The organism is Paraburkholderia kirstenboschensis, from assembly GCF_032806925.1.
In the GTDB taxonomy this organism is placed as follows: domain Bacteria; phylum Pseudomonadota; class Gammaproteobacteria; order Burkholderiales; family Burkholderiaceae; genus Paraburkholderia; species Paraburkholderia kirstenboschensis.
Genome location: NZ_CP136513.1, coordinates 3,452,307 through 3,478,200, shown reverse-complemented (window position 1 = coordinate 3,478,200; position 25,894 = coordinate 3,452,307). Strand labels below are relative to the sequence as shown.

20 protein-coding genes and 4 pseudogenes are annotated in these 25,894 nt (G+C 60.0%); 12 read left to right on the top strand and 12 right to left on the bottom strand.

Features of this window, described 5'->3' with window-relative positions; all coding sequences use genetic code 11:
- Positions 1-275 precede the first annotated feature (275 nt).
- The gene (locus tag RW095_RS38250; RefSeq protein WP_317020838.1) at positions 276-464 is read right to left on the bottom strand and encodes a PliI family lysozyme inhibitor of I-type lysozyme; all 189 of its coding nucleotides are present in this window, start codon (positions 462-464) and stop codon (positions 276-278) included.
- 124 nt (positions 465-588) lie between these two features.
- Here RW095_RS38250 and RW095_RS38245 point away from each other — a divergent pair, with 124 nt between their 5' ends.
- Positions 589-942, top strand: coding sequence for a hypothetical protein (locus RW095_RS38245; RefSeq protein WP_317020837.1), 354 nt, complete (start codon positions 589-591; stop codon positions 940-942).
- 597 nt (positions 943-1,539) lie between these two features.
- Here RW095_RS38245 and RW095_RS38240 read toward each other — a convergent pair.
- Entirely contained in the window at positions 1,540-2,238 is a 699-nt protein-coding gene (locus tag RW095_RS38240) for a transporter (protein WP_394365231.1), read from the bottom strand.
- 67 nt (positions 2,239-2,305) lie between these two features.
- Between RW095_RS38240 and RW095_RS38235 the strand changes: the two genes are divergently transcribed.
- Entirely contained in the window at positions 2,306-2,491 is a 186-nt protein-coding gene (locus tag RW095_RS38235) for a hypothetical protein (RefSeq protein WP_449406543.1), read from the top strand.
- Positions 2,492-2,600: 109 nt separating this feature from the next.
- Here RW095_RS38235 and RW095_RS38230 read toward each other — a convergent pair whose 3' ends face one another.
- The 5 genes and pseudogenes from RW095_RS38230 to RW095_RS38210 all read right to left on the bottom strand — a co-directional run bounded on the left by RW095_RS38230 (position 2,601) and on the right by RW095_RS38210 (position 7,770).
- Complete coding sequence (locus tag RW095_RS38230; RefSeq protein ID WP_317020835.1) at positions 2,601-3,227, bottom strand: tyrosine-type recombinase/integrase; 627 nt, start codon at positions 3,225-3,227, stop codon at positions 2,601-2,603.
- 380 nt (positions 3,228-3,607) lie between these two features.
- Positions 3,608-4,096 carry a DsrE family protein gene (locus tag RW095_RS38225; protein ID WP_317020834.1) on the bottom strand — a complete coding sequence of 163 codons (489 nt, stop codon included), beginning with the start codon at positions 4,094-4,096 and terminating at the stop codon, positions 3,608-3,610.
- Between the two features lie 283 nt (positions 4,097-4,379).
- Positions 4,380-5,164 (bottom strand): annotated as a pseudogene (locus tag RW095_RS38220) (sulfite exporter TauE/SafE family protein).
- Between the two features lie 32 nt (positions 5,165-5,196).
- On the bottom strand, positions 5,197-6,864 hold the full coding sequence (locus RW095_RS38215; protein WP_317020833.1) for a TIGR01244 family sulfur transferase: 1,668 nt from the start codon (positions 6,862-6,864) through the stop codon (positions 5,197-5,199).
- Between the two features lie 39 nt (positions 6,865-6,903).
- Positions 6,904-7,770, bottom strand: a complete 867-nt coding sequence (locus RW095_RS38210; RefSeq protein WP_317022818.1) for an MBL fold metallo-hydrolase — start codon at positions 7,768-7,770, stop codon at positions 6,904-6,906.
- A 385-nt stretch (positions 7,771-8,155) separates the two neighbouring features.
- On the opposite strand from RW095_RS38210, the gene RW095_RS38205 reads away from it, so the two are divergent.
- The 5 genes and pseudogenes from RW095_RS38205 (at position 8,156) to RW095_RS38180 (ending at position 13,005) form a co-directional block, all read left to right on the top strand.
- Positions 8,156-9,475 (top strand): sigma-54 interaction domain-containing protein, encoded by a 1,320-nt coding sequence (locus tag RW095_RS38205; protein WP_394365177.1) that lies wholly within the window; start codon positions 8,156-8,158, stop codon positions 9,473-9,475.
- 113 nt (positions 9,476-9,588) lie between these two features.
- Positions 9,589-11,351, top strand: a pseudogene (locus RW095_RS41790) (IS91 family transposase).
- Positions 11,352-11,888: 537 nt separating this feature from the next.
- A complete protein-coding gene (locus RW095_RS38190) occupies positions 11,889-12,212 on the top strand; it encodes a DUF4148 domain-containing protein (protein ID WP_317020831.1) in 324 nt (107 codons plus the stop codon).
- Between the two features lie 174 nt (positions 12,213-12,386).
- The gene (locus RW095_RS38185; RefSeq protein WP_317022816.1) at positions 12,387-12,695 is read left to right on the top strand and encodes a DUF4148 domain-containing protein; all 309 of its coding nucleotides are present in this window, start codon (positions 12,387-12,389) and stop codon (positions 12,693-12,695) included.
- A gap of 94 nt (positions 12,696-12,789) precedes the next feature.
- Complete coding sequence (locus RW095_RS38180) at positions 12,790-13,005, top strand: hypothetical protein (RefSeq protein WP_317020830.1); 216 nt, start codon at positions 12,790-12,792, stop codon at positions 13,003-13,005.
- A 1,303-nt stretch (positions 13,006-14,308) separates the two neighbouring features.
- Here the strand turns inward: RW095_RS38180 and RW095_RS38175 are convergent.
- Positions 14,309-15,724 (bottom strand): UbiA family prenyltransferase, encoded by a 1,416-nt coding sequence (locus tag RW095_RS38175; RefSeq protein WP_317020829.1) that lies wholly within the window; start codon positions 15,722-15,724, stop codon positions 14,309-14,311.
- A gap of 189 nt (positions 15,725-15,913) precedes the next feature.
- Positions 15,914-16,282 carry a hypothetical protein gene (locus tag RW095_RS38170; protein WP_317020828.1) on the bottom strand — a complete coding sequence of 123 codons (369 nt, stop codon included), beginning with the start codon at positions 16,280-16,282 and terminating at the stop codon, positions 15,914-15,916.
- 355 nt (positions 16,283-16,637) lie between these two features.
- On the opposite strand from RW095_RS38170, the gene RW095_RS38165 reads away from it, so the two are divergent.
- The 3 genes from RW095_RS38165 (at position 16,638) to RW095_RS38150 (ending at position 20,838) form a co-directional block, all read left to right on the top strand.
- Complete coding sequence (locus RW095_RS38165; protein ID WP_317020827.1) at positions 16,638-18,116, top strand: hypothetical protein; 1,479 nt, start codon at positions 16,638-16,640, stop codon at positions 18,114-18,116.
- A 195-nt stretch (positions 18,117-18,311) separates the two neighbouring features.
- Complete coding sequence (locus tag RW095_RS38160) at positions 18,312-19,748, top strand: hypothetical protein (RefSeq protein WP_394365176.1); 1,437 nt, start codon at positions 18,312-18,314, stop codon at positions 19,746-19,748.
- Between the two features lie 454 nt (positions 19,749-20,202).
- Entirely contained in the window at positions 20,203-20,838 is a 636-nt protein-coding gene (locus RW095_RS38150; RefSeq protein ID WP_317022815.1) for an FMN-binding negative transcriptional regulator, read from the top strand.
- A 65-nt stretch (positions 20,839-20,903) separates the two neighbouring features.
- Here the strand turns inward: RW095_RS38150 and RW095_RS38145 are convergent.
- Together RW095_RS38145 and RW095_RS38140 are read right to left on the bottom strand one after the other, a co-directional pair.
- Positions 20,904-21,587, bottom strand: a pseudogene (locus RW095_RS38145) (galactose oxidase-like domain-containing protein); the annotation flags it as partial.
- 130 nt (positions 21,588-21,717) lie between these two features.
- A pseudogene (locus RW095_RS38140) lies at positions 21,718-21,981 on the bottom strand (transposase); the annotation flags it as partial.
- A 557-nt stretch (positions 21,982-22,538) separates the two neighbouring features.
- Here RW095_RS38140 and RW095_RS38135 point away from each other — a divergent pair.
- Both RW095_RS38135 and RW095_RS38130 read left to right on the top strand, forming a co-directional pair.
- On the top strand, positions 22,539-22,808 hold the full coding sequence (locus RW095_RS38135; protein ID WP_317022813.1) for a tyrosine-type recombinase/integrase: 270 nt from the start codon (positions 22,539-22,541) through the stop codon (positions 22,806-22,808).
- 141 nt (positions 22,809-22,949) lie between these two features.
- Positions 22,950-24,188, top strand: a complete 1,239-nt coding sequence (locus RW095_RS38130) for a hypothetical protein (protein WP_317020825.1) — start codon at positions 22,950-22,952, stop codon at positions 24,186-24,188.
- Here RW095_RS38130 and RW095_RS38125 read toward each other — a convergent pair.
- On the bottom strand, positions 24,150-25,508 hold the full coding sequence (locus RW095_RS38125) for an O-antigen ligase family protein (protein WP_317020824.1): 1,359 nt from the start codon (positions 25,506-25,508) through the stop codon (positions 24,150-24,152). The two genes, RW095_RS38130 and RW095_RS38125, sit on opposite strands and share 39 nt — an antisense overlap.
- Positions 25,509-25,894 lie beyond the last annotated feature (386 nt).

The following is a 25,894-nucleotide window of genomic DNA, read 5'->3' as shown; positions in this document are numbered from 1 at the left end:
CTGGTACTCGGCCGTTATAGCTCATCCGCAACGCGTCGTGTCCCGCGCTCAGCGAATGACCGCTACGAGCGAGGCCTGGGACCGGAGTGGACCCTATAGATAGTCCGGGGTTCGCTGTCATGCTGTCACTTGGGCGTGACGGTTGCCACGAAGCGGACACGCAGTTTGCCGAAACCTGCAAGCCATTCATGTGTGCCGTTCGACGACGTTTTTCTAGCGAGACTTATAGTCAGCATGCGTCAGATCGTCTTCGCCTTGTGACCGGTCCCATCTTTTCAGTTGGTCGATAAGCCGGCGCGTGACTTCGATCTCGTCGCCAGTTGCTTTTTCAGAGCAGCCACAACATCGGTTTGCGGTTGCTGGTCGCCTACCGTGGCCACCGGATGAATGCCATTCTTGTTAACAACGTAGGCGCGCGCGCTCACATAGCCGCCGCTGCCCACTGATCGGATTTTGACGATCAAGGATGTTGGCGGGAACCAGGCGCAGCGCCAGGCTACGTCGAGCCAGAACCAGAGCGCGCGACAGACCGCGGCGGCACAAACGAGCAGCCAAAATCAGAGCGCGCGTCAATCCACCGCTAAGGAGATGCAGAACACGCGTGCTACGAACGTGACCAACGTGCAGAACAACTACAATGGCAATTGCAACAACTGCTCCAACTCGGACTGGGACAGCGGCTCTGCGGCGGCCGGATTTGTGGCCGGGGCAATGGTGGTCGGTGCGGCCGCTGCCGCAACCACACCGCCACCCGCGCCCACTACCACCGTCGTCGTCGCTTCGCCTGCGCCCACACCCGCACCCGTCGCGCCGCCGTGCAACGTAGCCCCCGTCGCCGTTAAGGAGGCGACGTACTATAAGTGCGGCACGACCTGGTACGCTGCAGGATATGGGAGCAGCGGCGTGGTGTACACGCCAGTTCCGCCGCCGCCCGGATACTGATCGCGGTCGCCTCGCGGCACGGCCGGCGGTGACCGCAGGCCGGGACGGAGCCGACGCTCGAATGTCAGCATGAAAGCATGGACCAACGTCCGCTCCTGGGCGGGGGTGCTGTCCTCGGCGGTCGGCCGTACCGGACCTCTCCGGTTATCGGCCCCGGACCACCTCAACGGCAGTGATGTGAGTGTCAACGGCCATTACCGCCGCCGCCGCTGTGGACACTTGATCGGCGAATCCGCTAACAGGACAAGCACACAGGGCATCGCTTGAGCTGCTAATCTGGCAAGGTTCCCTCTGCCAAAACCGTGAGTGCGTCGCGCACGCCCGAGGCGACGATTTGCGCGATAGATGTGTCGTTCGCGCAGTCGGCGGAGAAGGACGTGAAGCCAATCTGAATATCCAAATGAACTCCACACAATCTTTTTCTGCCGCACACGGTGGTTGGCCGGTTGTCGCCGCCCCGGGACGGATCATCATGCGTCCCCTGGTTCCAGCGCCTGTTGGACATCAGAGACAAGCTCGACGTGGATCTACCACCCACAAGCCGGGAAGCCGCCCGCCGTGGCTTGAAATGGCGGCGAACACTGTTTCCACGTTCAGTCAGCGATCGAACCAACCGTATTGGAGCGCGACCGCGACGGTCTGGAAATTTCCGCCGATGCGTGTCGATAACCCACGCGACCATGCGAGTTTCGTTGACCATTGTGCAGCAAGAGGAACCGACAACGTGATCCCATAGCGAGTACTGCTTTGCAGATCGTGGTTCTGGACTCCATTGATGCTGGTCCGGCCGCCCGTGAGATACGTAACGTCTGCGGCAATCCACAGTCCGGGCCGCCACGTGTAGCCTCCGTGCCATTGGAACACGGCCAGCGGAGCCTGGCTTCGTCGCTTGCCACCAAAAAAGTCTGTATTGTCGGTGAACACCCACACCGCAGCGGCGCCTTCTACAAACCAGTTGCCAACTGGCTGGGACAATCCGAGCTCAGGTTTGAACGCCCATCGGTTCGAACCCACATTGATAATACGGGCGGACTGATATTGGCCGGTCGGCGCCACCACGCTCAGGCTGGCACCCAGTATGGTGTTCGGGCTACGTTGGGCAAATTCCTCTGGCGTGAGCGCGGGACCACCCAACAGATTCGCGGCAATCCGGAACCGTACATCGCCTAGCCCCGAACGCCAAGCCTGGCCACGCACGCCTGCTACATTCCCCGTCAGGTTTGCATTGGCATACGGCAGCAACACAGCAATGCTGGCGAGATGTCCCGCGACGCCAAAGCTGTGAGAATAGCCCAGTGAATAAGTATTGATTCGGGCTTAGCAATCCTCGCATGGCAAGCTCCGCCGACAAGGGCGAGTCGCGGTGGCGAAAGTCGGCGCGAACGGTTCGCTCGATACCACAACGGCGACCTCACCCGTCAATGCCATCATGATGACCAATGCTGGCCTGGTGGGAGATGTGTCGCTATCGGGAGCGAAGGTCTCGCTGACTCAAAAATTTGAGTCAGCGATGGCCGCGTGCGTTTTGCGAGGCCTCGGTCAACTTTGAGAGGAAGGGCTGTTTGCGGGTGCGCAGGCGACGCTTGAGCGTCGAGGCGACGATAGATCCGAATGTCCCCTTGTGGCCCGGCAAGCGCCCGCTCGCCGGTCATGGTCTGTCAAACCTGCGTTTGCTCGGCCATCTCGAGCGCATCGTCCACCTCAATCCCGAGGTAACGCACCGTACTTTCAAGCGTGGTATGGCCTAGGAGGAGCTGAACTGCGCGCAGGTTCTTCGTGCGCCGATAGATCAACGATGCCTTCGTGCGGCGCATCGTGTGAGTGCCGTACGCAGCATCGTCCAGTCCGATTGACGCGACCCATCGATGCACGATGCGAGCGTACTGGCGCGTCGACACGTGCGCTGACGCGTGCAGCCGACTCGGGAACAAATAATCGGCGGGCTTGAGCCCCCGCGCCGAAATCCAGGCCGCGACGCGTTGCCGAGTCTGCTCAGTGATTTCGAACTGCACCGGTCGTTGCGTTTTTTGCTGCATGAAGGTCGCTCGCGAGACCACGTGGCTTCCCATACAGATGTCCTGCACCTGAAGTCGCGTCAGATCGCATGCCCGGAGCTTGCTGTCGATTGCGAGATTGAACAGTGCCAGTTCGCGAACGTTCGATGACATCTGAAGCCTCGTCCGAATCGCCCAAATTTCGCGCAGCTTCAACGGCGGCTTCTGGCCAGTCAGCCTTCCTTTGTTCCACGGCACCCGACGAGTGCCTGAAGAATTAAGCGTATCCATGTCAACCTCCTGTTCAATGAAGGGAGATCGATTGTGCGCGCCCGGCAGCGGTCGCTCTTCGACCCACTCCGGTTAGATAACTTTCTCCGAACCGGTCAGTCAGTCAAATCCAAGTTTTGCGAAGTGGAGGGCCAATCAGCGGCCGTTGGTGACTTCGCCCAATCGGCCAGGAAGCGTCGTTCGCCTGCATCGTCATTTGGACATTGGGGCGTCCGCTCCGCCATGGCAAACGGCCGTTCGGTTGCCGATGATTCAAGTTGCATCATCGGCCATAACGGTCGTTTGCTCCCCCGCTGCGAGGACGACCTAACAACTACGGATTCAGGGAACAGCGACATCGAACGATGTGCTGCCCCTGATACATCCAGCGCGCCGGGTGGTCAGAGCGGCATTAGCGCGTAACCGGCTTGCTGCAGGGTTGTCACGGTGGTCAGCGCGGACAACGAAAGCGTTACCCTGGTGTCGATCCAGTCATACTCGAAGTGGTGTTCCGCCATCGCCTGGCCACACACCGCGATCGTGATGCCGTCCTTCCTCAGTTCCGCGATCAACGGCAGATTGGGGTTGGGAACTCCGAACTGGGCACGGTAGTGGGCGTCGTCGAGCACCAGCGATGTGGCCGAGCCAGAAGCGACCGCGACAAATTTAAGCCGGCTCAACGGCACGCCCGACGCCACGTAGAGATTCACGGCGCGCGCCACGTGATCAAGCGCTGGACTCACCTCATCGGGGTTCTTGGCCCCCTGCGTCAACGAGAAGACCACCTTGTAGGTGTGACCCGGCTGCGGCTTGAAAGCACCGTTCGGCAGAAAGTGCATCTTGCCGTAGTCGTGAACGGTCGGCGTCGTCCAGAAGCCAGGTGAATCCATCGTGCCTGCATGGACGGACAATGAAGCCGCAGCGAGCGCTGCGGTAGCTACGAAAGTTTTGACTTTGTACATGGTTGATTGCGATTTCACTACGGGTGCACAACGGTTGGAATCAGGGGTGGTAAAGCCCCCGTGCGACGCGCCTGAGTAAGCCCGAATCGAAGCGCAGACCGGCGAGGATGGCCGTACGCTATCGAACCCGCTTGTCTTCGGCTCTTAATTGATTTAACTGGATTGAGCGCATTCGTCTATGCCGGTTGCGCCAAAATGTGGCCAACGAGAGTCATCCGCCTAGCCCGGCCTTCACCATCATCCCGAGCGCCACGCAGATCAAGACCCCCGCGAAGCCCACCTGCACGTGCTGCGCGGAGAGACGATGCGAGAGCAGCCGCCCGGTCATCATGCCGGCGGCCGTTGCCACGCTGAACCACAGCGTCAGGTCGAGCGGCAACGGCGCGCCGTGCAGGACCGTCGCAACGGCACCGCCGCTGCCGACCAGCGCGATCACCATCAGCGACGTGGCGACGATCCCATGCATCGACACGTTGGTCAGCTTGCGCAGCATGGGCACGATGATGAAGCCGCCGCCCACCCGGAGCAGTCCCGTCATGAGTCCGGTCAATGCGCCGGTCGCCGCGAGTGCTGCTCCAGTCGTCCACGACCAGATCAGCCGCCCGGTGTCCGGGTTGATATGGCCGACGCAAAACCGCGAGTCCGCGCTGTCCGGGTGTCCGCGCCGCAAAGCTTGTGATAACAGCCTTCCGGCCACCACCAGCATGACGGTCGCAAACAGCGCCAATAGGACGCGCTGCGGCAACGCGTGGGCGGCGGCACACCCGCCGCGGCCATGAACAACGCGGCGCGGTAACGGACGAGCCGCTGCCGGAATGCCTCAAGCGCGCCGATCGCGGCGCTGCCCGCCACGGCAACCAGCGCAACCGGTGTCGCCTGCTGCATCGGCCAGCCCATGCCGGCCACCAGCGCCGGAACGGCCAGGATGCCGCCGCCGGCGCCGGTCAGGCCGAGCACCGCGCCAACGATGGCGCCGAGGAGAAGTGAAGTTAGCATGAAAAATCCGACAGGTTGTTGGCGACGCTGCGTTAGCCCACGAGTTCAGGCTGCGCCATCCACTCGCGCCCCTTGAGCATCCCCTGCCAGTAAAGCGGCGGCAGGATACGCTCCTTCAGTAGCCACGCGAGGCGCGACGGGCGCTTGCCGTCGATCAGCCAGGTCGGCAGCGTCGGCGCGACCTTCCCGCCATAAAGGAATTCCGCGAGCACGATCTTGCCGCGTTCGACGGTCAGCGGGCATGATCCATAACCGTCGTACGCTGCCTCGCCCCGGACCTTCCCGAGGGCGGCAAGCACGTTGTGGGCGACGACGGGTGCCTGTTTGCGCGCGGCGGCGGCTGTTTTCGCATTGGGCGTGTTCGCGGCATCGCCGAGCGCGAAGACATTTGAGTAGGTCTTGTGGCGCAGCGTCGCCGGGTTGACGTCGATCCAGCCCGCCTTATCGGCCAGCGGGCTGACGCGGATGAAGTCCGGGGCCTTCTGTGGCGGCACCACGTGGATCATGTCGAACTCATGGGTCACCGATTCCACGCTGCCGTTCTCGAGCGTGCGCCTGAAAATAGCGCGCTTGCCGGGGCCGTCTATCGCACTCAGGTTGAAGCCGAAGTTCAGCGCGATGTCGTAACGCTTGACGTACTCCATCAATGCCGGGACATAGTCGGCCACGCCGAACAACACCGTGCCGGCGTTGAAGAACTGAACATCGATCTGCTCGAGCCGGCCTGTACGCCGCCAGTGATCCGACGACAGATACATTGCCTTTTGCGGCGCCCCGGCGCATTTGATCGGCATCGGTGGCTGGGTGAATAACGCGCGGCCGCCCTTGAGTTCGCGCACGAGCTGCCAGGTATAGGGAGCGAGATCGTAGCGATAGTTGGACGTCACTCCATTCCGTCCCAGTGTTTCAGACAGGCCATCGATGGCATGACAGTCGAGCTTTAGCCCTGGACAGACGATGAGCTGCCTGTAGCTCACCACCCGGCATCCTTCGAGTACGACCGCATTCTTTTCCGGCTCGAACGCAGCCACCGCGGCCTTGATCCAGTGCACCTGGCGCGGCAGCACGGCGGCCATATCGCGGGCGGTCGTCTCAGGATCGAACACACCGGCTCCGACCATGGTCCAGCCTGGCTGGTAATAGTGGACGCCGGCCGGGTCGATGATGGCGATGTCGAGGTTGCGGTCGCGCGCGAGCAGGCTTGAGGCTGCCGCCACGCCGGCGGCGCCGGCGCCGATGATCACGATGTCGTGACTGGCCACGGCTACTTCGACGGGCACCTTGCCGCCGTTGGCAATACGCCGCGCCAGCGCGGACAGGTCATAACCTGCTGCCCTGGCTGCGGCGACGATGTCTGGCAGCGTCCCGCGGGGCGCTTCGGACAGCGCCCACAGCGTCGCGGCACGCGTCCCGGTACGGCAATAGGCGAGCACCGGCGTGGGCAGTGCTTGCATCAGTTCGCCGAACTGCGCCGCGTCGCCATCGCCGACCTTGCCGGACTCGACGGGCAGGTAATGGGCCTCGATACCCAGCTCTCGGGCCGCCGCCTCGATCTCGCTGAAGCTCGGCTGGTCGGAACCTTCGCCGTCGGGACGATTGCAGACGACCGCGCGAAAGCCTGCGGCCTTGATTGCATGCAGGTCGGATGCGGCAACCTGCTGCGACACGGCCAGTTCGGCCGTCAGTTTCTTGAAGTCCATTTACTTCTCCTGTTGCTTCCAAGAATCACGTGCGCCGCCTCAGATTGCGTTGAGGGGAATCTTGAGATACAGCACTCCGTTATCTTCCGGATCGGGCATATGTCCGGCGCGCATGTTGACCTGTACTGACGGCAGCATCAGCACAGGCATGTTAAGTGTCGCGTCGCGCGCGGTGCGCATCGCCACGAAAGCTTCCTCGCCGATACCGTTGCGGATATGGACGTTGTGTTCGCGTTCCTGAGCTACCGTGCTGACAAACTGCAAAGGCCGACCGCCGGGCTGGTAGTCGTGGCACATATACAGTTTCGTGTCCGCCGGCAGGCTCAACACCTTGTTGATTGACCGGTACAGCGTACGGGCGTCGCCGCCGGGAAAGTCGCAGCGCGCGGTACCGTAGTCGGGCATGAACAGGGTGTCGCCGACAAAGGCAGCGGTCTGCGCGCCGTCGCTGACTACATAGGTCATGCAGGCCGGCGTATGGCCCGGGGTATGGATGGCGCGCGCCTGCAACGCTCCGAGCACGAATGTTTCGCCGTCGGAGAGCAGGTGATCGAACTGGCTGCCATCGTGCGCGAATCTCGAACCGGCGTTGAACAGCTTGCCGAACTCGTCCTGCACGCGGGTCACCTGCGCGCCAATCGCAATCTTTCCGCCGAGTCTTTCCTTGAGGTAGGGCGCGGCGGACAGATGGTCGGCGTGCACGTGGGTTTCGAGAAGCCACTGGACCTTCACGCCAAGTTCGTGGACGCGAGAGATGAGCTTGTCGGCTGTCGTCGTGGAGGTGCGGCCTGACTTCGAGTCATAGTCGAGGACACTGTCGATCAGTGCACAGTCGCCGGTGCGGACATCCAGCAACAGGTAGCTGACCGTGCAGGTACCGGGGTCGAAGAAACCTTCGACCAGCATGGGGCTCGTGGTATTCAACTTCCTCTCCCTAAACGAATGGATTTTGCGAAACAGGCCGCCAGTCCAAACAAGAACCGTGCCACGTCGCTCGCAATTGATGAAATTAGCTAACACTTTGATTTTAATCAACGTTTCTATCCCATCGGGCGTCGCCGCAGCTCGTGGAGCGGTCGTCTGGGGTTGAAGGCTGCCATTCGAGGCAGTCAGGTGGCAGGGATGGCAGCCTTGGCAGGGTCGACGTATAGTGACGTCTACTGGAGCCGCCGCCATGAAATCCCCTAAGCCGTTCATACCCATCACACCCCTCGCAAAGACCTCCGCCGGGTCGCCTCAAGCGCTGCATGTCGACGCCCTCGTGTCGTACCTGGAGCACGACGCTCAACCCATGATCGTGCTCGATCCCGAGTACCGCATCCTTGCTGCCAATACCGCTTATCAACGTCAGTTCGGCGTCGCCAGCCAGCCTGATGTGGGCCGCAAGTGCTATCAGGTCTCGCATCACTACGACGTGCCGTGCGACCAGGCGGGCGAGCACTGTCCAATGAAGCGGGCGTTTGAGCTCCGTGGCCCCGACCGCGTGCTCCACATTCATCACACGCCTCGCGGGCCTGAGCATGTCGATGTCGAGTTGCGCCCGATATTTAATTCGCAGCGGGAGGTGGTTGCGTATGTCGAGAAGCTCTCCACGGTACGCGGCGCATCCGCCAAGCCGAGCGCGGAAGGGCTGGTCGGTCGATCGGCGGCGTTCAACGAGGCGATCTCGGCGTTGCATCGCGTTGCGCCTTCGACGCTGCCGGTCCTGTTGCTCGGGGAATCCGGAACCGGCAAGGAACTGTTCGCGCGTGCCCTTCATGAGGCAAGCCAGCGCGCACAACACGCTTTTGTCGTCGTCGACTGCTCCGGCATCACGGAGACCCTGTTCGAGAGCGAACTCTTCGGCTATGAAAAAGGCGCGTTCACCGGCGCCGCCACGCGCAAACCCGGTCTGGTCGAGACCGCGCAAGGGGGAACGCTGTTTCTCGACGAGATAGGCGATGTGCCGCTGTCGATGCAGGTCAAGCTGCTACGCCTCATCGAATCCGGCACGTTCCGGCGGGTCGGCGGCATCGAGACCCTACGCGCGGATTTCCGACTGGTGGCGGCGACGCACCAACCGGTGCGGGAAATGATCAACGACGGTCGATTCCGCCAGGACCTCTACTACCGCATCAGCGCATTTCCGATTCACCTGCCGGCGGTGCGCGAGCGGCCGGACGACATCGCGCTGCTCGTCGATTCGATACTGCAGCGTATTGGTAGCGCGCAAGGTGCGGCAGGCGCTATTGCCGGCCGCAAGTTCAGCGTCGAGCCAGACGCTCTCGAGAAACTGCATGCCTGGTCCTGGCCAGGCAATATTCGGGAACTGCGTAACGTGCTCGACCGGGCGTGCCTGCTGGCCGGCGATGGGGTGATCCGGATCGAGCACCTGCCGCATGACATAGTGGCGGGAATGCCGGCGCATTGGGAGAGCGACGCGGGCCCGACGTCGCTGTCGGCGCGCGGCGAGCTCACGGATCGTGAACTTGTACGGCTGGTGGAGGGTTTTTCAGGTACACGCGGCGCCCTTGCCGCCCACCTCGGGATGAGCGAGCGCACGCTGTATCGTCGATTGAAGACGCTAAGGCGAGTAGGCGGTGGGGGTAGCCCGAGTTTGCATAGCCGGTGACAGGGGACGGGAAATGTTGGCGGCAAGCATTTTGGTGAGGATGTTGATAAAGTCGCCCGCTGTGGAGATTGTTGGGTATCCTGGAAGACATCGATCGACCGGAGTGATTCGTCATGATGGGTCAACTGGGCAGCGGACAGGACAAACTCTTCTACTCGTTCAACCTCGATAATCGCGTCCCTCGCGAGCACCTGTTGAGAGGCATCGATCACTTCCTGGATCTGAGTGATCTACGCCGGCATCTCGCGCCGTACTACAGTCCGATGGGACGGCCATCGATTGATCCGGAGCTCATGATCCGCATGTTGTTGGAAGAAGCTAATCCGGCAAGCACCGAAGTGGCGGAGAAGGTAGAGACATCGACGCCTCCAAAGAAGGTATCTTTGACGGATCCCGCCGCGAGCTGGACAGCCGCGAAGGGCGGCTTGCCGTTCTTCGCCTACTCCACTAATTATCTTATTGACCTGCGGGCAGGGATCATCGTGGACGTCGAGGCGACGCCCACGAACCGGTCGCACGAAGCGGAATCAACCAGGACGATGATTGACCGCGTTGAGCGGCGGCATGATCTCAAATCTCGACGTCTTGCAGGCGACACCGCGTATGGCTCAGCGGCGATGCTTGCCTGGCTGATCGAAGAGAAGGAAATTGCACCACATGTTCCGGTCTGGGATAAAACCGCACGCAAGGACGATACATTGTCCAGCAGCGAGTTCAAATGGGATGAACTGGCCAATGAATATCGCTGCCCCACCGGGCACGCACTACGCAGTGATCGGCGCAAGTTCAGAAATCCGCGCTCGCGAGTCACGAAGGCTGACACGATAATCTATCGGGCGAGCCAGTTTGACTGTGAGAGCTGTTCGCTGCTGCGTACCCGGCACTGTCCGAAGTGCCAGTCGCTTGCCCGCGCGCAATGGCTCGACGACCGCCAGGCTGACCTCCTGCCCGTGCCGTATTTCCACGTTGTCTTCACGCTTCCCCAAGAGATCGCGTCGATCGGCTTCCAGAACAAGCGGGTTGTCTACGACATCCTGTTTCAGGCGACTGCCGAAACGTTGCAACGATCGCCGCCGATCCGCGCCATCTCGGCGCAACCATCGGTTTCATCGCGATCCTGCACACGTGGGGCCAGAATCTGGTGCGCCATCCCCATCTGCACTGCGTCGTGCCCGGTGGCGGGCTGACGCCCGACGCCCGCCGGTGGGTAGCCTGCAAGCCCGGTTTCTTCCTGCCCGTGCGCGTGCTTTCGCGTCTGTTCCGGCGACTGTTCCTCGAGCGGTTGCAGCATGCCTTCGACACAGGCGAACTGCGGTTCTTCTCCGCGTTGACGCATCTGTCCGAGCCCGCTCAATTCGCCCGCTACCTTACGGGTCCGCGGCACGCCGAGTGGGTCGTCTATGCCAAGCAGCCGTTCGGCGGTCCGCAACAGGTTCTCGACTATCTCGGCCGCTATACGCACCGAGTCGCGATCTCCAACAACCGCCTCGTCAGCCTGACCGACGCTCGCGTTACGTTTCGCTGGAAGGACTATCGCAGACCAGACAAGCCGCGCGTAATGCAGTTGCCCCCGCTCGAGTTCATCCGGCGCTTCCTGCTACACATTCTTCCGCGCGGACTGCAACGCATCCGCCACTATGGGCTGCGGAGCAATCGCCTGCGCGAATCCCGGCCGACCGCATGCCGTCATCTGCTCAACGTTGAGCCGGACCGCGAAGGCCGCACCGCGCCCGAACCGGACTATCGTGACCGCTACGCGAAACTCACCGGCCGGTCGCTCTACGACTGCCCCGTCTGTTCGCGCGGTCGCATGCTCTGCATCGAGCGTCTGCTACCAGGTGCGTCACCGCGAGCACCACCGGCGAGTCCCCGATGAATTCCGGTCCGCTCGACAACGACATCGGTTCCAGCACGTCCCGCCGGCGCCGGTGGACACGCTCGGCCAGACGTCGCCTACCGCCGCCTGCGGCACCCTGCGTCGTCTGTTCATCCCATGCGTTGTGCGGATCTCCCATCCTCGAACCGGTCCGCAGGCCGTTCATCCCGGGCGCCACGAACCCTGTCGTCGAGAACATCGCATGCAGGCCTTTCGATTCAATGCCCATAGCCGCAAACGCCGGCGGAGCGGCTTAGCTCAAAGGATTTTTAGCGAAGCACGGCCGGCCCGTACGTCGTGCCAATGCGGACGTGGTCCGCCGTCTGCGCTTCGCTAAAAATCCTCTGCCTTATCAGATATCCGGAGTTCGCCGCAGGCACCTTCTCGATGGGTTTAGAAGCAGGCTATCCAATCGATATAAACTATTAGTTATATGCTGTTAATAGTACGGGTTTATACTCACCTCGATTGTCGCCGCAGCACACTGCCCCGGCACTTAACAATCGTCCTTCGCGGCCAACAACTGGAGGTTTCACTATGCTCAGGTCACTCATTCCCGCCGTTGCGCTCGCTTCGGCCCTGGCCGTGCCGGCCGTCTCGTTCGCTCAACAATCGAACGGGCCGGTGACGCGCGCGCAGGTGCGCGCCGAACTCCTCCAGCTTGAAAAGGCTGGCTGGCGCCCCGCCATGGGGATGGGCAACAGCCCGGATTACCCGGCTGGCATCCAGGCTGCCGAAGCCAGGGTGGCGGCGCAGAACGGCGCGGCAAGTGGGTACGGTGGTGTCGTCAGTGGTTCGCCTGAAGCAGGGCGCCCGGCAGCGTCGAAGGCGGACTGGAACGCGATGTACAACCACCCTTAATGCCCCTTTTGACTTCGGACGCGCGGGCAGGCTGCCAAAAGTATCTCGCCCGAGCATTGCAGTCTGAGCACCCGGCACACCGGCCCGGCTCAGCCACACCGCGACGGCGCTTACCAAACGCAATAAACGGTTTCGCACCCGACAACACCAATAACTGGAGGTTTCACCATGAACATCAGATCACTCGTTTCCGCCGTTGCGCTCGCGTCGGCCCTGGCCGCGCCGGCCGTCTCGTTCGCTCTATCGAACGCGCCTGTCACCCGTGCGCAGGTGCGCGCCGAGCTCGTCCAGCTCGAGAAGGCTGGCTATCACGTGGGCGACGGTCACACTACCTATCCGGCTGAAATCCAGGCGGCAGAAGCCAAGGCGGCTGCGCAGAACGGCGCAGCAAGTGGTTACGGCGGTGCGGTAGCTGGCTCTTCGGAAGCAGGGCACCCGGTCGTGTCGATGGCCGACCGGACCGCGATATACAACCACCGTTAATATGCGCTGATTTCGACGCGCGGGCAGCTAGCGGGCCAGTTTCAGGTCGAATACCTCAATAGGTGGCAATTCAACGAACCTCAAGGAAGTCACCATGTCGTCAGTCGCACTCGCGCGGGTCCGTAGCTTCAACGCCTCGCAGTCCTTACATATTTCTGCAATCCGCCCTTACCTTCTCCGCTTTATCGCCCATGACGGCACACGTTCGGTCGTCGCATTTGCCAATCGTGATGAACGCGACGAGCGCGGCGCGCAGCTCCTGATGCTTGGCGCCGCCGTAACGCTGGCGACCGTGCGGCGTGCGGTATGAGTGGGCCACCGATCCAGAATTGTAGGCAACGTGCAGCGATGTCGAGCGGCTGCGAACGGCCGGTATAGAGGATTTTGAATGGCTGTTGGGGGGAGTGTGCCGCCATCGCTGTCAGTCAGAGACCGGCCATCTACAGCCACTCGACCGCGCTCTCTGGCGGACATTCGAACGTCGGCTTCTATGCCAGTTTGTCCGCCATACGGTGTCGCCCGGGTCTCCGTCCGGTCCCGTAGATAGATCTAACCTGGACGATGACGCCCGCGACTGACCGACGCTGAGGCGGATTGCCGCAACTGAAATTCAGTATTCCCTTAACACGCCTTTGAACATCCATTCACAAGGAATAGGATCGTCGAAATTTTCGATCTTCGCTTCCACTTAACAACGCTTTGAGACGGCAACAATTCGCCTGCCTGTAAGTAGCATTCCCGGCAAACACGGATCTTCCAGATCATCGATTTTGGGCTCAAACTTGCCTGAGCAGCACGCCCGAAGAGCCTTATTCCAGCCATGTTAACAGTTCAAAGTTGAATGAATCTCGACAAGATTCGCTGAACTTCGAAAATTGTTCGCTCAAGTTCGAGGTGGCGATTCATAATGGGACACCGCGACGGCACGCAGTTCCCTGTCAGAACAATGACTTAGAAGAAGGTCCGTCGTACCGCGGGGGCGGACGCTCTGCACTAACAGTCAGCTGTTTGTGGGCCACGCTTCGCAAAAATTAGCAATCGCCGTTGGATCAAGGGTAAACGCTGAGGTCGAATATGCTCGGCGACCCGCGAAGACGACACTCCGCCATCGCTCCTGATCACCAACAGTTTGGCTGGCCGCCGGTCCCGCTCACTGCGCGGACGGTCGCATGCAAGGCGGTTGCGCTCGCGAACAAGCCGCGCGGGCGCCCGGGGACATTTCGCCGAATACGGCAAGCCTGTTGTCGTGCCCGCCCGACTCACGTGCGCCGATTGCTGCCGTACCGAACCCTACCCATGTGGTTTTTCAGCTGCTGAAATCTAGCGACGCGGGTATTTAGATCGTGGTCGGCGACCTGGCGGCTTGTTGCGGATGCGCCTGCTCCGTCGCCATGCCCATTGCACTTCCCGTTTTGTTGCAGCCTGAAGGTTGCCACAGCGATTGAGGTGAGCCGCGATGTCTCTTGCTTATTCTTCGCGAGCGAATTGATAACAACTGAGTGGTCGTCTGCCCCTATGAGGGAACCTCGACAAGGATCGAGATCCCGTGCAAGGCACTTGTTCCTGACCACACCGGCCAGGAGAAAGAACCTTGCAACATGCTTGCGCGTATTTCAGATCGCAATAACGACTGCTACCAGGCAGAGCAGGATGATCGATAGGCTCCCGCGGTTCTTGATGGAGAACACTATCGGGTCATCATGCATTTGACCGCGGAACGCAACCATCCAGACGCGGCTGATCCAGAAGAGCAGCAGGCAAAACAGGATCCACAGCCTGTGCGGATGGCTATACAGCACGTTCACGTCAGCTGAATTCATGTAAAGAGCAAGTATGAGTACCGCGACGTAGCCTGCTGCCGTTCCCATCGAGCGCACCATGCTCATGTCCGCAGTGAAGTAGCCCCGGCCCGCGGCACAGTCCTTGCCTTCACGCTGCAGCTTGTCGAGTTCCGTGTAGCGCTTCACCATGGCCAGACTGAGAAAGATCATCACCGAAAACATGACCAACCAGTCCGACAGCACGACGTCCACGGCCGCCCCGCCGGCCACAATGCGGGCGGTGTACAGCGCAGCCAGCACGAAAACGTCTACCAGCATCACGCGCTTGAGGCGCAACGAATAGGCGAGCGTCACCGCGACATACGCGGCTAGCGCAAGCTGGAATCGCGTCGGCAGCATGATGGCCAGGCTCGCCGACGCCGCCAGCAGGACGAACATCAGGCCAATGCCAGCCAAAAGCGGCAATTCTCCAGAAGCGAACGGGCGCCGGCGCTTGCGGCTGTGGCGCCTGTCCGCATCAAGATCGAGCATGTCGTTCAGCAGGTACACCGATGACGCGCAGAAGCAGAAAGAAAGAAACGCAATCCCGTCAGCAACGAGTACATCGACATTCATGAAGCGATGCGACGCAAGTAGCGGGACGAAGATCAGCAAGTTCTTCACCCACTGATAGACACGCATCTCCTTGAGAGACGACCGGATGAATGACCGCTTGCTGTCGAAAATTACGGTTGCCTGATTCGCTCGTTGCGCGGCGGCCTGAATGCTCTTACCCCCGACAACTATCGCTTTGCGAGACTGCTTCCATACGGGCACGTCGGCGCGCGCATTACCGCAATAGTCGAAACCATGCGCACCAAACTCCGCCGTCAAGGTTCCGGCCTTATTAGTGCCGGACAGATTGTGCGTTTCATTGCTTGCCATCACGCCTTTGAAGAAACCAAAGTGCGACGCAATCTGCTCAGCGAACCGTTGATCGCTGGCAGTGCATAGATAAAGATCACGGCCGCTAGAGCGCTCCTGTTTCAGAAACTCGACGAGGCGTGCGTTGTAAGGAAGGAGCGAGACGTCGATAGTGACACGCGCAGCTATCTGAGCCTTCAGATAGCCTTTGCCGCGCAGCAGCCATGCGATGCAATGAAACAGATATAGCGGGTTTTGCTTTATGAGCGCAAGGAACGACTCAATAAGAAGGTCGCTGTCGGTCAAAGTGCCGTCCAGATCAACGCATAGAGGAACAGCGATCATAGTCACCTCGATCGTTATCAATATCTGATCAACACCAGATCAGGCAAGAAAAGCGACGAACGTTCGCCGTTGATATCCGGCTATTGTCGGCGTCCTCCGACAGGTAGACAGGCGAACGCACCATCGCACGATCACCATGAAAGATCGCCCGCCAAAGACGCCTTTTTGACGAATCAGCGTCGACGGTATTCAGTTGGCGGCCATCACACTCATAACGCGACTTCGTTTAGCTCGAGGGTGCATCGGAGATGGATGATGACTTTTATCGAGCGGCGACGATGCGTAACGCTCATGCAGGCTCATTCTCAACGCGTCAAGCGTAGCATTGGCTGGGTCGTCTTCGCCAAGCGGCGGCATGAACTGTGGTGATAATGGCCGATATCGTGGAAGGCGCGTTTTACGGACGTGTTTGCGCAGATGTGCACCACGTGTATCTCCATAGAACACGACTTCCGCCTTGTCCCTCATAGTAAAAATCCTGATAATCAACCCATGGTTCCAGCGGACGTTAGCAACTCGATGCCGACGACGAAAATCGATCTGGATACCTAATTCCATCGCCCGGCACCGGCCAGAGTTGTTTCGCCACTGCCGTATCTGTCGATAGACACCATCAGGGACGCGCACGACAAGCGTCACGCTTAATCACCAGAACTGAACTGGCACGTCATATCGTTTTTGTGGCGCGGACCGTCAGCCCGGTAGATCGAGTTGCTCGAGACTCTGGCAGGCGTGGGTCGATCATTGCACGATTCTTTCAATCCCGGAAGAAGGCCATTCTATGTCTACGACAATGAAACGCACCTTTGAGCATATACGTTGGACTCAATTGAGTGACCAGATTGTTGTCTTTGTATTCGCTTCGTCACTGTACGCAGCGATCTTGTATAACACTGGTACCGACCGCACACTCATGGCCGGCATCATCGGATTCTCTATTGTGGTTGGCGCAATCCTATGGGGCCATCTGTCGAAGGCCCAGTGGCGCACGACAATCCTGTCGGCTCTATTCATCGCGGTCGTGTTGTGGGCATTTGGTCACTTGCGAGAGTTCAGTTACGACGGCCTGAATTACCACCTCGCCACGCCCTTGATGCTTGACCACGCGTTGAATGGCGTCATGGGAGCGCGAGAACCGGGAGGCGTTTTCTGGGCTCTGCACTATCCGAAGTCTTTCGAATACTTTGCATACACCGCAAAACTCCTGACGGGGCACTTCAACAGCGGGAAGTCGTTCACTCTATTGCTTAGCGTTCCTGCGCTTTATTCTTTAATGCAGTTGTTTCGGACCGCAGGCATATCGAGCAGGCTCGCACTGGTGGGAGCCGCTACCTGCATCTACAATCCTGTTGCGATCGGACAAATTACTACGTTTTACGTCGACGCGTCCCATTTCTACTGCTGGACCATTTTCTCCGTCAATCTACTCTTTGCCATCAAGCGCTTGCCTTACTCGAAGGCACAGCTCGGCGGCGCGCTCGTGCTCCTGATAGCATCAAAGCTGACGGGACCTGTCTTCGCATCGATATCCATATTCGTGTTCATTGTGGTGGCAATCGTGACCGGAGAAAGGTCGAGCTTCTTTCGGCGGTACCAAGGCATATTCGGTCAATTGGTTATCTGGTCTTTCGTTGCTGTCGCAATCGTCGGCTACTCACCGTACGTTGAAAACGTCGTTGCCGGGAAGCACATCTTCTATCCCGTTCTCGGTAAGGATAAGGTGGACGTGATGGAAGAGAAGGCATCGCCGCATTTTCTTGCCATGAACCCGTTGCACAGGCTGCTCCTATCATATTTCTCCGTACCGTTTAACTGCAATTCATGCCGCGAAGCGGAGCCCATCTTCGCGCCCACAAAGGCCCAAATGCGCGATGCATTCATCGCGATGCATACGGCCGATATGCGTTTTGCAGGCTTCGGTCCGCTCTTCGGAATTATGCTGATCGCCTGTCTGGCTTCCTTCTTCTGGCGAAGGAAGAACGCCGATGCCGTAAAGATATATCTGCTTGCAACCCTGGTACTTGTTCTCAGTCATCCGCAATCGTGGTGGGCGCGCTACGTGCCAATGTTCTATGTCGTTCCGTTTCTGGTGGTTGCGGGCTTCTCATCAAACCGTAGGTTATTCAGAGTAGTAATTGCTTTGGGCCTCGTGAACTCGACCCTCGCTCTCGTGAGTGTCGGGGGGTACCTCGCCCTGAAGGGCGCTCACTACAACAACGCAGTCGCCTCGGTACGCGCGACGTGCGGCAAGCGCCAGATCGCATTGCCGTCTTCTGAAATGAATTGGGAACCGGACCTGCGTGACGACCACCTCGTCGTTATGACGGGAAGCTCTCCGACGGAGCCCGGGTGCATGGTAAATTTTGACGAATTAATGGTTATGAAAAAGTAGCGTCGATGTTGCCTTGGCTCGGACTCGCACGGATCTCCGGATCAGTCGAACTTTATTCGGCCAATTAGGCCATTAGAGCGCCAGTTTTGGCCCGTTTAGACAGGATTCGCAGGCAGCACGGTATCCTCACAATCGCAAAAGAATGTCGGCCAATAGTGCCGACGCAACTCCAAGCTTTGACCTCAGGTGACGCTTATGCACTACAAGACGAACGATGGCAGACGACTCGCACTTCGGACTTTGGCGGCGCTTGGTTGCACGTCGTTGGAGGGGCTATGGCCGGCAGTCGCATCCGCGGCGACACGCCGCGCTTCAGAAACGCCGTTTGCCGGGCCAAGAATCACTGACATGATGGGTTCTAATGGCTGGGCCGGCTCGCCTATCGATACGGCTATGTGGAAGAAGATGGGCCTCACCTTTGGACGCGGACCCGTTGGACCGGGCCAGCCCAATGGCCCCTCGGACATAATGCGTGTCGACAAGACGGAGAATGACAACAACGTCGACCTTGGGCCTCTTATCCTCCATAACAACCGGAATGGAATCCGCACGCTGCTGCTACTCGCCTATACGGCGCTCTGGAATGCGAGCGTGCGGGGCGACAGCAAATCGGCGCCCGTCGACGTGAAGCCATGGGAACGCTATGTAGAAGCCGTGGTTAGCAAATACTCGAAGCCGCCGTACAACGTCCGGTTTTTCCAGATATGGAATGAAGCGGCGGGGAAACTTTCGGGCGGCTCGCCGCAGGCATCGTTCTGGCATGGAGTGACTAAAACGGGTATCAGGGACCCGGACAAGGGTCCGTATGAGCAGGCGATGCAGGACTATGTCGAGAAGATCCACATTCCCGCGGCGCGGATTATCCGCCGCCACGGCGCGTATGTCGTGTACGGCGGCTGGCCGGACCAGGGCGGCCTGGAAACTTACATTCAGTGGCTCGAGTACAAGAGTCCGAAGTACAACGAGCGGATGCTCGATTGCGTCGACTATCTCGACACGCACTATCTTTGGATCAATGCTTTCGACGATCTCTACGACCGTTATATAAAACGGGGGCCAGCGCGTGGCTTGTGGCAGACCGAGATCGGCGACCGTTACATGATCGACACTCACTACTTGCCGACTTACTTCTTTCAGTTTGCCGTGTGGGCGCTCGACCGGAACTGGGACAACCGGGACAAGTACGTCTCGATGGTGTATCACTGGGAAGGCGTAGAGTCCTTCCGGCTTACACGCCGCGGGCCGCCACAAGCCTTCAACGTGTCGGGCCAAAGTCTGATCGTGTTGAATCAGACCGTTGGAGGCGTGCTGTCACGCTTTCCGCAAAAGCTGGACTTTAGTCCGGATGCGTCGGGTAGCGCCTTGCGCTCTGATGACCAAATCGTCATACAGGTGGAGGCACTACCAGGATGGCACACGGTGAACGTGCCCGGTCTGGCAGCGCCTGCATCGGGAAAACCGTCTGTACAGGTTGTCGATGCAATTTCAGGTTCCATTCAGCGCACCGCGGACGTGACAATGAAATGGGACAGTAACGCGCTGAACGTCCGATTCAATACTCCGACTCGTGTGAATGGCCAAGGTGGCAAAGGAACGCCGAAACACCTCGCCTATATTGTCGTGCGACCGTAGGCAACCGCCGACTGTGCCGTTCGCTGCGCACCGGCGCGACCTGCGCAGGGGCGGAGCGATGGCCTCGCGCAACGGCCTCGTACCCTTCGGGTCGTCATAACCGGCGGGAATGCCGCCACTTCGCGCACAAGCCCGCTGCCGAGCCGCCGCCAGATGTCGGCGGGCGCCACGGGGGCAATCGGCACCGACATGGCGAAGCGCGCCCCGGCAAGGAATCGCCCTCCCGTTCACACCGAACGGCACGCAATTGTTGGGACGCACCGCGTCTCCGAGCAACACCGGCATCCAGTCGTGCCGGGAGTTCCGCGCGCTGCGGTAGAGCAGGCCAGTCGCAAGGCCGTCGAACAAACGCCGTTCACGCTCCGGCTCTGGCCTGATGAAATTGATCGAAGCTGGCTCTACAGGCCAAACGAGTTTCGGCGCACACTGCGCACAGAAACTCAACGGAGCAGCCATGTACGTACCAGCCCATTTCAACGAAGCGCGCAAAGACGTGCTCCATGCGCTCATCGCGCAGAACCCCTTCGGCACGCTGATTACCCACGGCACGAGCGGTCTGGACGCGAATCACATTCCGTTCGAAGTTGCGCCGGAAGAAGGCGAATTCGGCGTCCTGCACGCGCACGTAGCGCGGAACAATTCGCTGTGGCAGGACGTGGCCAACGGCGATGAAGTGCTCGTCGTCTTTCGTGCGGGCGATGCCTATATTTCGCCGACCTGGTATCCGAGCAAGCACGAAACGCACAGACAGGTGCCCACCTGGAACTACGTGGTGGTGCACGCGCATGGCCGCATCACGATTCGCGACGACGAAAAATACGTGCGCGGCGTCGTGGCGCGCCTGACTCGCACACACGAGGCGGGGCAGCCTCGCCCGTGGAAAATGGGAGATGCGCCGAGCGAATATATCGACACCATGCTCAAAGCGATTGTCGGCCTGGAGATCGAGATCACCCGGCTCGTGGGCAAGAGCAAGCTAAGCCAGAACAAGGACGCTTGCGACATTGAGGGCGCGGCTGAAGCGCTGAAGGAAAACGGCAATGATCGAATCGCCGATGCGATGCTCGAGCACGCACCGCATAAGCAATAAACCATGTTCGCCCCGCTGCCCTTCGCAAGTCGGCCAATGGGCCACGCGCACGCAACGTGCCCAGTGCCCGGCACGACAACACCGGGATCGGCCGGAATCTTCAGAATGAATTCGCCAGCCGTGCCTACCGTGAAACTCAACGGCACGCGTCGCTGCTCGTTGTTCACAGCATGCGTGTTGGACGACAAACGCATCAACGCGAATGCCTTGACACCATTGCTGGCTTTCACGGCGATGGAAGTACCGAGCTGTGCATCGGCCGGCACGTTACTGAGCATCGGCCGTGTGGCAGCCGATCCATCCGCATTGAGCAGGTACGGCGGTGTGAGGATCTCAATGTCTGTGTGGTTAGTCGCGCAGCCGCCACACAATCCACCGCCGCCGCTCAGCACGCGGCCATCCGCCAACAGCAGCGCAACGCTGTGATACGTCCGCGGCACGGCTTGCGGCGCGAGCTGCGAGAAGACCTTCGTCGTCGGGTCCCACAACTCCGGAGTCAGCACCGCAGTGTCGTCCGAGAAAGGCTGCGCAAACGCCTGTCCGCCCACCACGACGACCTGCCCGTTCGGCAACACAACGCTGCTGCTGAATGCCCGCGTATAGCTCATCGGAGGCAGCGCGGTGGCGGTCGCCGTGCCGGTACTGATATCGATGAGCGTGGCATTCGAAGTCGCATTCGACTGCTCATAACTTGGCGCACCACCGACAGCGAGAATCTTGCCGACGTCGTACATGAGCGATTCACCGTCTTTCCATCTTTGCCACAGCAACGTCTTTTGCGCAGGCGATAGCCCGCACCTTCTCTTTTGATTCACCTACCTGTCCTCCTGGGCCGACATTAGACCAGAAGGTGTTGCAGCGACCGGTTGAACCCGCCGCCGCTTTTTTTGCGATTTCCAGCTCCATCTGCAAGCGCTTGTTTTCCGCTCGCAGGCGCGAGAGTTCCATCTGTTCTGCCGTGACGACCTTCGCCCCGGGGCCGTTCAGCTTGCCTGCTTCGCAAGCCTTGAGCCAGTTGCGCAAAGTCTGCATCGACATGCCTAGCTCGCGGGCCACGGCGCTTATGCCTTGCCCGTCCTTGACTCGTTGCACGGCGGCTTCCTTGAACTCCGCCGTGTACACCTGGTGCGGTACCTTGAACATTTCGTCTTTCCTTCCTTTCGGTCGAGTTTATACGCGACCTGCTGGAACGCGAAATTTCAGGGGAAGCTCAGCGAGCTTCTAAAGCGCTATAAAGATTCCGTAAAGCAAACAAAGCGCAGCAGGCGCAGCGAAGAGTTCCGCATTAGCAAACTCATGCGGCATCCCATTGCGGAATACAGTATGCGGAATCTCACAGCCAGCATACTTGCAAACTACAGAGACGAACGCCTGAAGGTGGCTTCGAACGCAAGCGTGTGTAGAGAGTTGGCAACCTTGTGCGGGGTGGTTACTCACGCTCAACGCGAGTGGGGCTTGAAGGTCATTAATCCCGTCAAGCTTGTTAAGAAGCCGCGTTTGCCACCCGGTCGTTGTCGCATTCTCAAACAAGAGGAATTAGACCTACTGCTCGGAGCATTAGGTCCGAGCGGCCATATGTGGAGAAACAAGTGTTGGTGCCGCTTGTGCAGGTTGCTCTGGAAACTGCAATGCGACGTGGCGAGTTGTTGTCTCTGCTGTGAAAGGACGTTGATCTTCAACAGCGTGTCGCGTTCCTTCCCATTACCAAGAATGGTCGATCACGTTTTGTGCCGTTGAGCAGTCGTGCCGTCGAGATAATCAGCACCTTGCCACGTACTGACGAACGTGTATTTCCGGTCAGCGACTATACGGTGGATTGTGCGTGGTGGAGGGCAATAAAGCGTGCAGGTATTAATGACTTCAACTTCCACGACCTGCGTCACATGGCTACTACACGGCTTGCGAAGAAGCTGAGGGAGTTGACGTTCCAGGTGGCGATTTTCATTGGACGGCGGAAAGTGATGGCGTGACGGTCGATCGAAGCGGAATGATAACGCCAGGGGCGGCGAACAGACGCGCTTCGCGTCTTTCCGGCGGTGTGCGATCCCGCACGGTCGATCTCCCGGCGCGACGCTAAACTCGGCCATCGTTGCCGCTCACGCTCTGATCCGATGACATCGTTCCCAAGCCGCCGACGCTTTCTCGTTCACGCAAGCCTTGCGCTCGGCGCGATCGACATGACCGTCGGAGCACGCGCCGCAGCGCCGACATCACGCACCAACGCCGACATCATTACGCCCTTCGCGTTCGGCGCAAAAGGCGACGGCCACGCCGACGATACCGCCGCGCTCAACGCGGCCTACGAGCACGCGCTGCAGCGACGCGGCCCGGCCGTGGCGCTGTGCGGCGCGACGTACCGCGTGACGCGCGGCATCTACACGCGCGGTGTATCCACGGAAGGCGGCGGCGCCACGATCATCGCGACGATCGACGGCGCGCAAGGCGGCGCGGCCTTCGAATGGGGCGGCACCGGCAGCTTCGTGCGCGACGTGACCTTTGATCTGTCGAACACGAGCAAGACCGACATGCACGGCGTGCTCAACATCGTCAACGACGCGCGCAATCAGCGTTTCGAGAACAACTGCATCGTCAGTCGAACGACGGGCGCGACGCCGAGGCAGTCGAACATCTTCGGCGCATGGTTCATGGGCACGGGCTTGACGGGCCTCTTCGTGACGAACAACCAGTTCGAACGCTGTTTTTACGGCGTGCAGATCAACAATCAGGCCGGCATGAAGGGTGACGTGCGCCGCGCGCCGCTTGGTCGCGGGTCATCGCATATTCATATCGCGGGGAACGTGTGTGTCGATGCGACGATCGGCGTCAACACGCCGCATATCGCGTGCTCGAACGTCGTCGTGCAGGGCAATACCATCACGGCGCGCGATCTGAACATGGACCTGCCGCTCAACATCGCTCACGTGACGGACATCGCGATCGTCGCGAACACGGTGTCGTCCAACGTATCGAGCGCGAACGGCACGCTGCACGTCGAAGACGCGACTGGCGCCATCACGATCACCGGCAACGTCGTGAACGTGACCGCGCGCAACAACGGCATCCAGGTCGGCACGCGCGCGAGCGTAAGCGGCGACGCGTTGCAGAAGCGCAAAGTCGTGATCAGCGGGAATCACATCGCAGGCAGCGGTGCGCCGGGCGACAGCGCGGGCATTCTCATTCCGGATGCTGAGACGATCGACACCGTCATCGCTAATAACGCGATCGACCGCTTCGCCGAAGGCATCACGGTCGTATCGCGTTGTCTGGTGCAGGGCAACGTCATCTCGGCATGCCGCGTGCCGCTGCGCCTTTCACGCGATAGTGTTCAGGCGGGGAATCTGATCGTCTGAACGCGCAATGGAAACGAACGGCGCGCGCGCAGGCGAAGCATAGCCGCCTGCCGGCTCTCTCGCGACACGCAAAGCAGCCGGCCTGTCCTTCGCGTCCTGACGCAGTCGCGGCAAATACGCGAGCAGGATGACATAGACGGTTGGCGCACCGGCGATCGGCTGTGCAAAGAGCGCGGTGATCAACAGCGGCGCGCAAGCGCCCATTTTCGACCAGTTCGGCTTCGTCCCCGGCCGCCACGCCGACAGCATCACCACCTGGCAAGCGAAACCGAACAGCCCGATCATGCTGATCTGCGCCAACAGCGAGATGCCGTCGTTCTTCTCCTTGCCGCTGAAAAGGCCCACGCCGAACGGCTCGTTGGCAAAGCTCGCGAGGCTGCGGTCGATCGCCTCGGAACGGTCGCTGATCGATGCGCCGTGCGTGCGCGCCTTATCCTTGATGCCGATATACGGCGTATAGAGCGCGACGGGCCACGCCATCATCACCAACGCGCACGTGATGATGAGCCGCGGCAGGAGACGCCGGCGCGAGCCTGCCGACAGCGTGAACAGCAGCCCAAGCGACAGCGCGAGGAGCGCGACGCCGAGTGTCGAGAACGCGCAGAGAATGCCGCCGATCATGCATGCCATCAGAATTCGCGAGCGACGGGTGAGCGCTTCGTAAACGAGGCAGAAGCACGCGACGGCCTGATAGATGCCTGCCTCGCGAAAGAACGCGCAGTAGCGGTCGAACTTCACCGTGCCAGATGCGTAGTCGCTGTAGAGCATCGACAACGGAAAGTAGATCGCTCCGGTCGCGGCGCGCGGATCTTCGGTGTAGTCCGCGTAACCCTTGATGGGCAGACTGAACAGATAGAGACCGTCCTTGCTGCCGATCCAGAAGGTCAGCAATTCCGTCACGACGCTCGACAGGCCGAGAAGTGCGACGATCGTGCACAGCTGACGGAAGAACAGGCGGTTCGCGTTGACATCGAGAAGAACCGCGCTGTAGGACAACACGATGACGGCCGTCGTCACCATTTCGTAGAAGGTCCAGTCGAGCTGCGAGCGTCCGTGCACAATGGAGATCGGCGCGACATAAAGCCAGTAGACGGCCAGGAGCACGAGCAGGCTCGTCGTTTCCGCGCGCAATCCCGGCGTCGTGAACCGCTTCTGCCGATGCGTATGGAAGAGGTACATCGCAGCGAGCAGCGGCGCGATAGCCACACCGATCGCGGTATAGCGCTCCCCAAGCGCCGATGGCCGCATGATGAAAAGGTTCAGCACGAGCCCGAGCATCGTCAGGCTGCGGAACGACATGAGGTTGCGTATGAAAAGCATCGTTGGTCTCTGCGTGACTTATTGATCTTGTGATTCCATGCAACGCTAGGTAGTGCAGTGGACTACGCGGTCCAATTCAAGGGTCGTGCGTGCCCCGCCCCCGCGAGGCGCAAACGATTGTTACTGAACCCTTATCGAAACGACGGCTCACCGGATGCATGAGCGCGTGAGCGGGACGCACGCAGTCGACGCCAGTCACGTTCATCGCTAAATACAAGATTGAAATTCGGTGAACAAGCGGTCGAACGGATCGGTTGCGACTGCCGTTCCGTTCGACCGTTGCGATACAACGCCTGGCGAAAGCCTGGAAGCGAACCGCGTAAGGCAAGCGTATGTTGGACAGGCAACATTTGCGCCTTTCGCTCTCGTTTTCCCGTAGCTTTTTC

Bases quoted from the DNA above. Each gene is read 5' to 3' on its own strand.
- RW095_RS38225 (WP_317020834.1), bottom strand. From the start codon at position 4,096: ATGGATTCACCTGGCTTCTGGACGACGCCGACCGTTCACGACTACGGC.
- RW095_RS38190 (WP_317020831.1), top strand. From the start codon at position 11,889: ATGCTCAGGTCACTCATTCCCGCCGTTGCGCTCGCTTCGGCCCTGGCC.
- RW095_RS38150 (WP_317022815.1), top strand. From the start codon at position 20,203: ATGTACGTACCAGCCCATTTCAACGAAGCGCGCAAAGACGTGCTCCAT.
- RW095_RS38215 (WP_317020833.1), bottom strand. From the start codon at position 6,864: ATGGACTTCAAGAAACTGACGGCCGAACTGGCCGTGTCGCAGCAGGTT.
- RW095_RS38205 (WP_394365177.1), top strand. From the start codon at position 8,156: ATGATCGTGCTCGATCCCGAGTACCGCATCCTTGCTGCCAATACCGCT.
- RW095_RS38130 (WP_317020825.1), top strand. From the start codon at position 22,950: ATGACATCGTTCCCAAGCCGCCGACGCTTTCTCGTTCACGCAAGCCTT.
- RW095_RS38170 (WP_317020828.1), bottom strand. From the start codon at position 16,282: ATGGAATTAGGTATCCAGATCGATTTTCGTCGTCGGCATCGAGTTGCT.
- RW095_RS38180 (WP_317020830.1), top strand. From the start codon at position 12,790: ATGTCGTCAGTCGCACTCGCGCGGGTCCGTAGCTTCAACGCCTCGCAG.
- RW095_RS38165 (WP_317020827.1), top strand. From the start codon at position 16,638: ATGGCCGGCATCATCGGATTCTCTATTGTGGTTGGCGCAATCCTATGG.
- RW095_RS38245 (WP_317020837.1), top strand. From the start codon at position 589: ATGCAGAACACGCGTGCTACGAACGTGACCAACGTGCAGAACAACTAC.
- RW095_RS38210 (WP_317022818.1), bottom strand. From the start codon at position 7,770: ATGCTGGTCGAAGGTTTCTTCGACCCCGGTACCTGCACGGTCAGCTAC.
- RW095_RS38175 (WP_317020829.1), bottom strand. From the start codon at position 15,724: ATGATCGCTGTTCCTCTATGCGTTGATCTGGACGGCACTTTGACCGAC.
- RW095_RS38230 (WP_317020835.1), bottom strand. From the start codon at position 3,227: ATGGATACGCTTAATTCTTCAGGCACTCGTCGGGTGCCGTGGAACAAA.
- RW095_RS38160 (WP_394365176.1), top strand. From the start codon at position 18,312: ATGCACTACAAGACGAACGATGGCAGACGACTCGCACTTCGGACTTTG.
- RW095_RS38125 (WP_317020824.1), bottom strand. From the start codon at position 25,508: ATGCTTTTCATACGCAACCTCATGTCGTTCCGCAGCCTGACGATGCTC.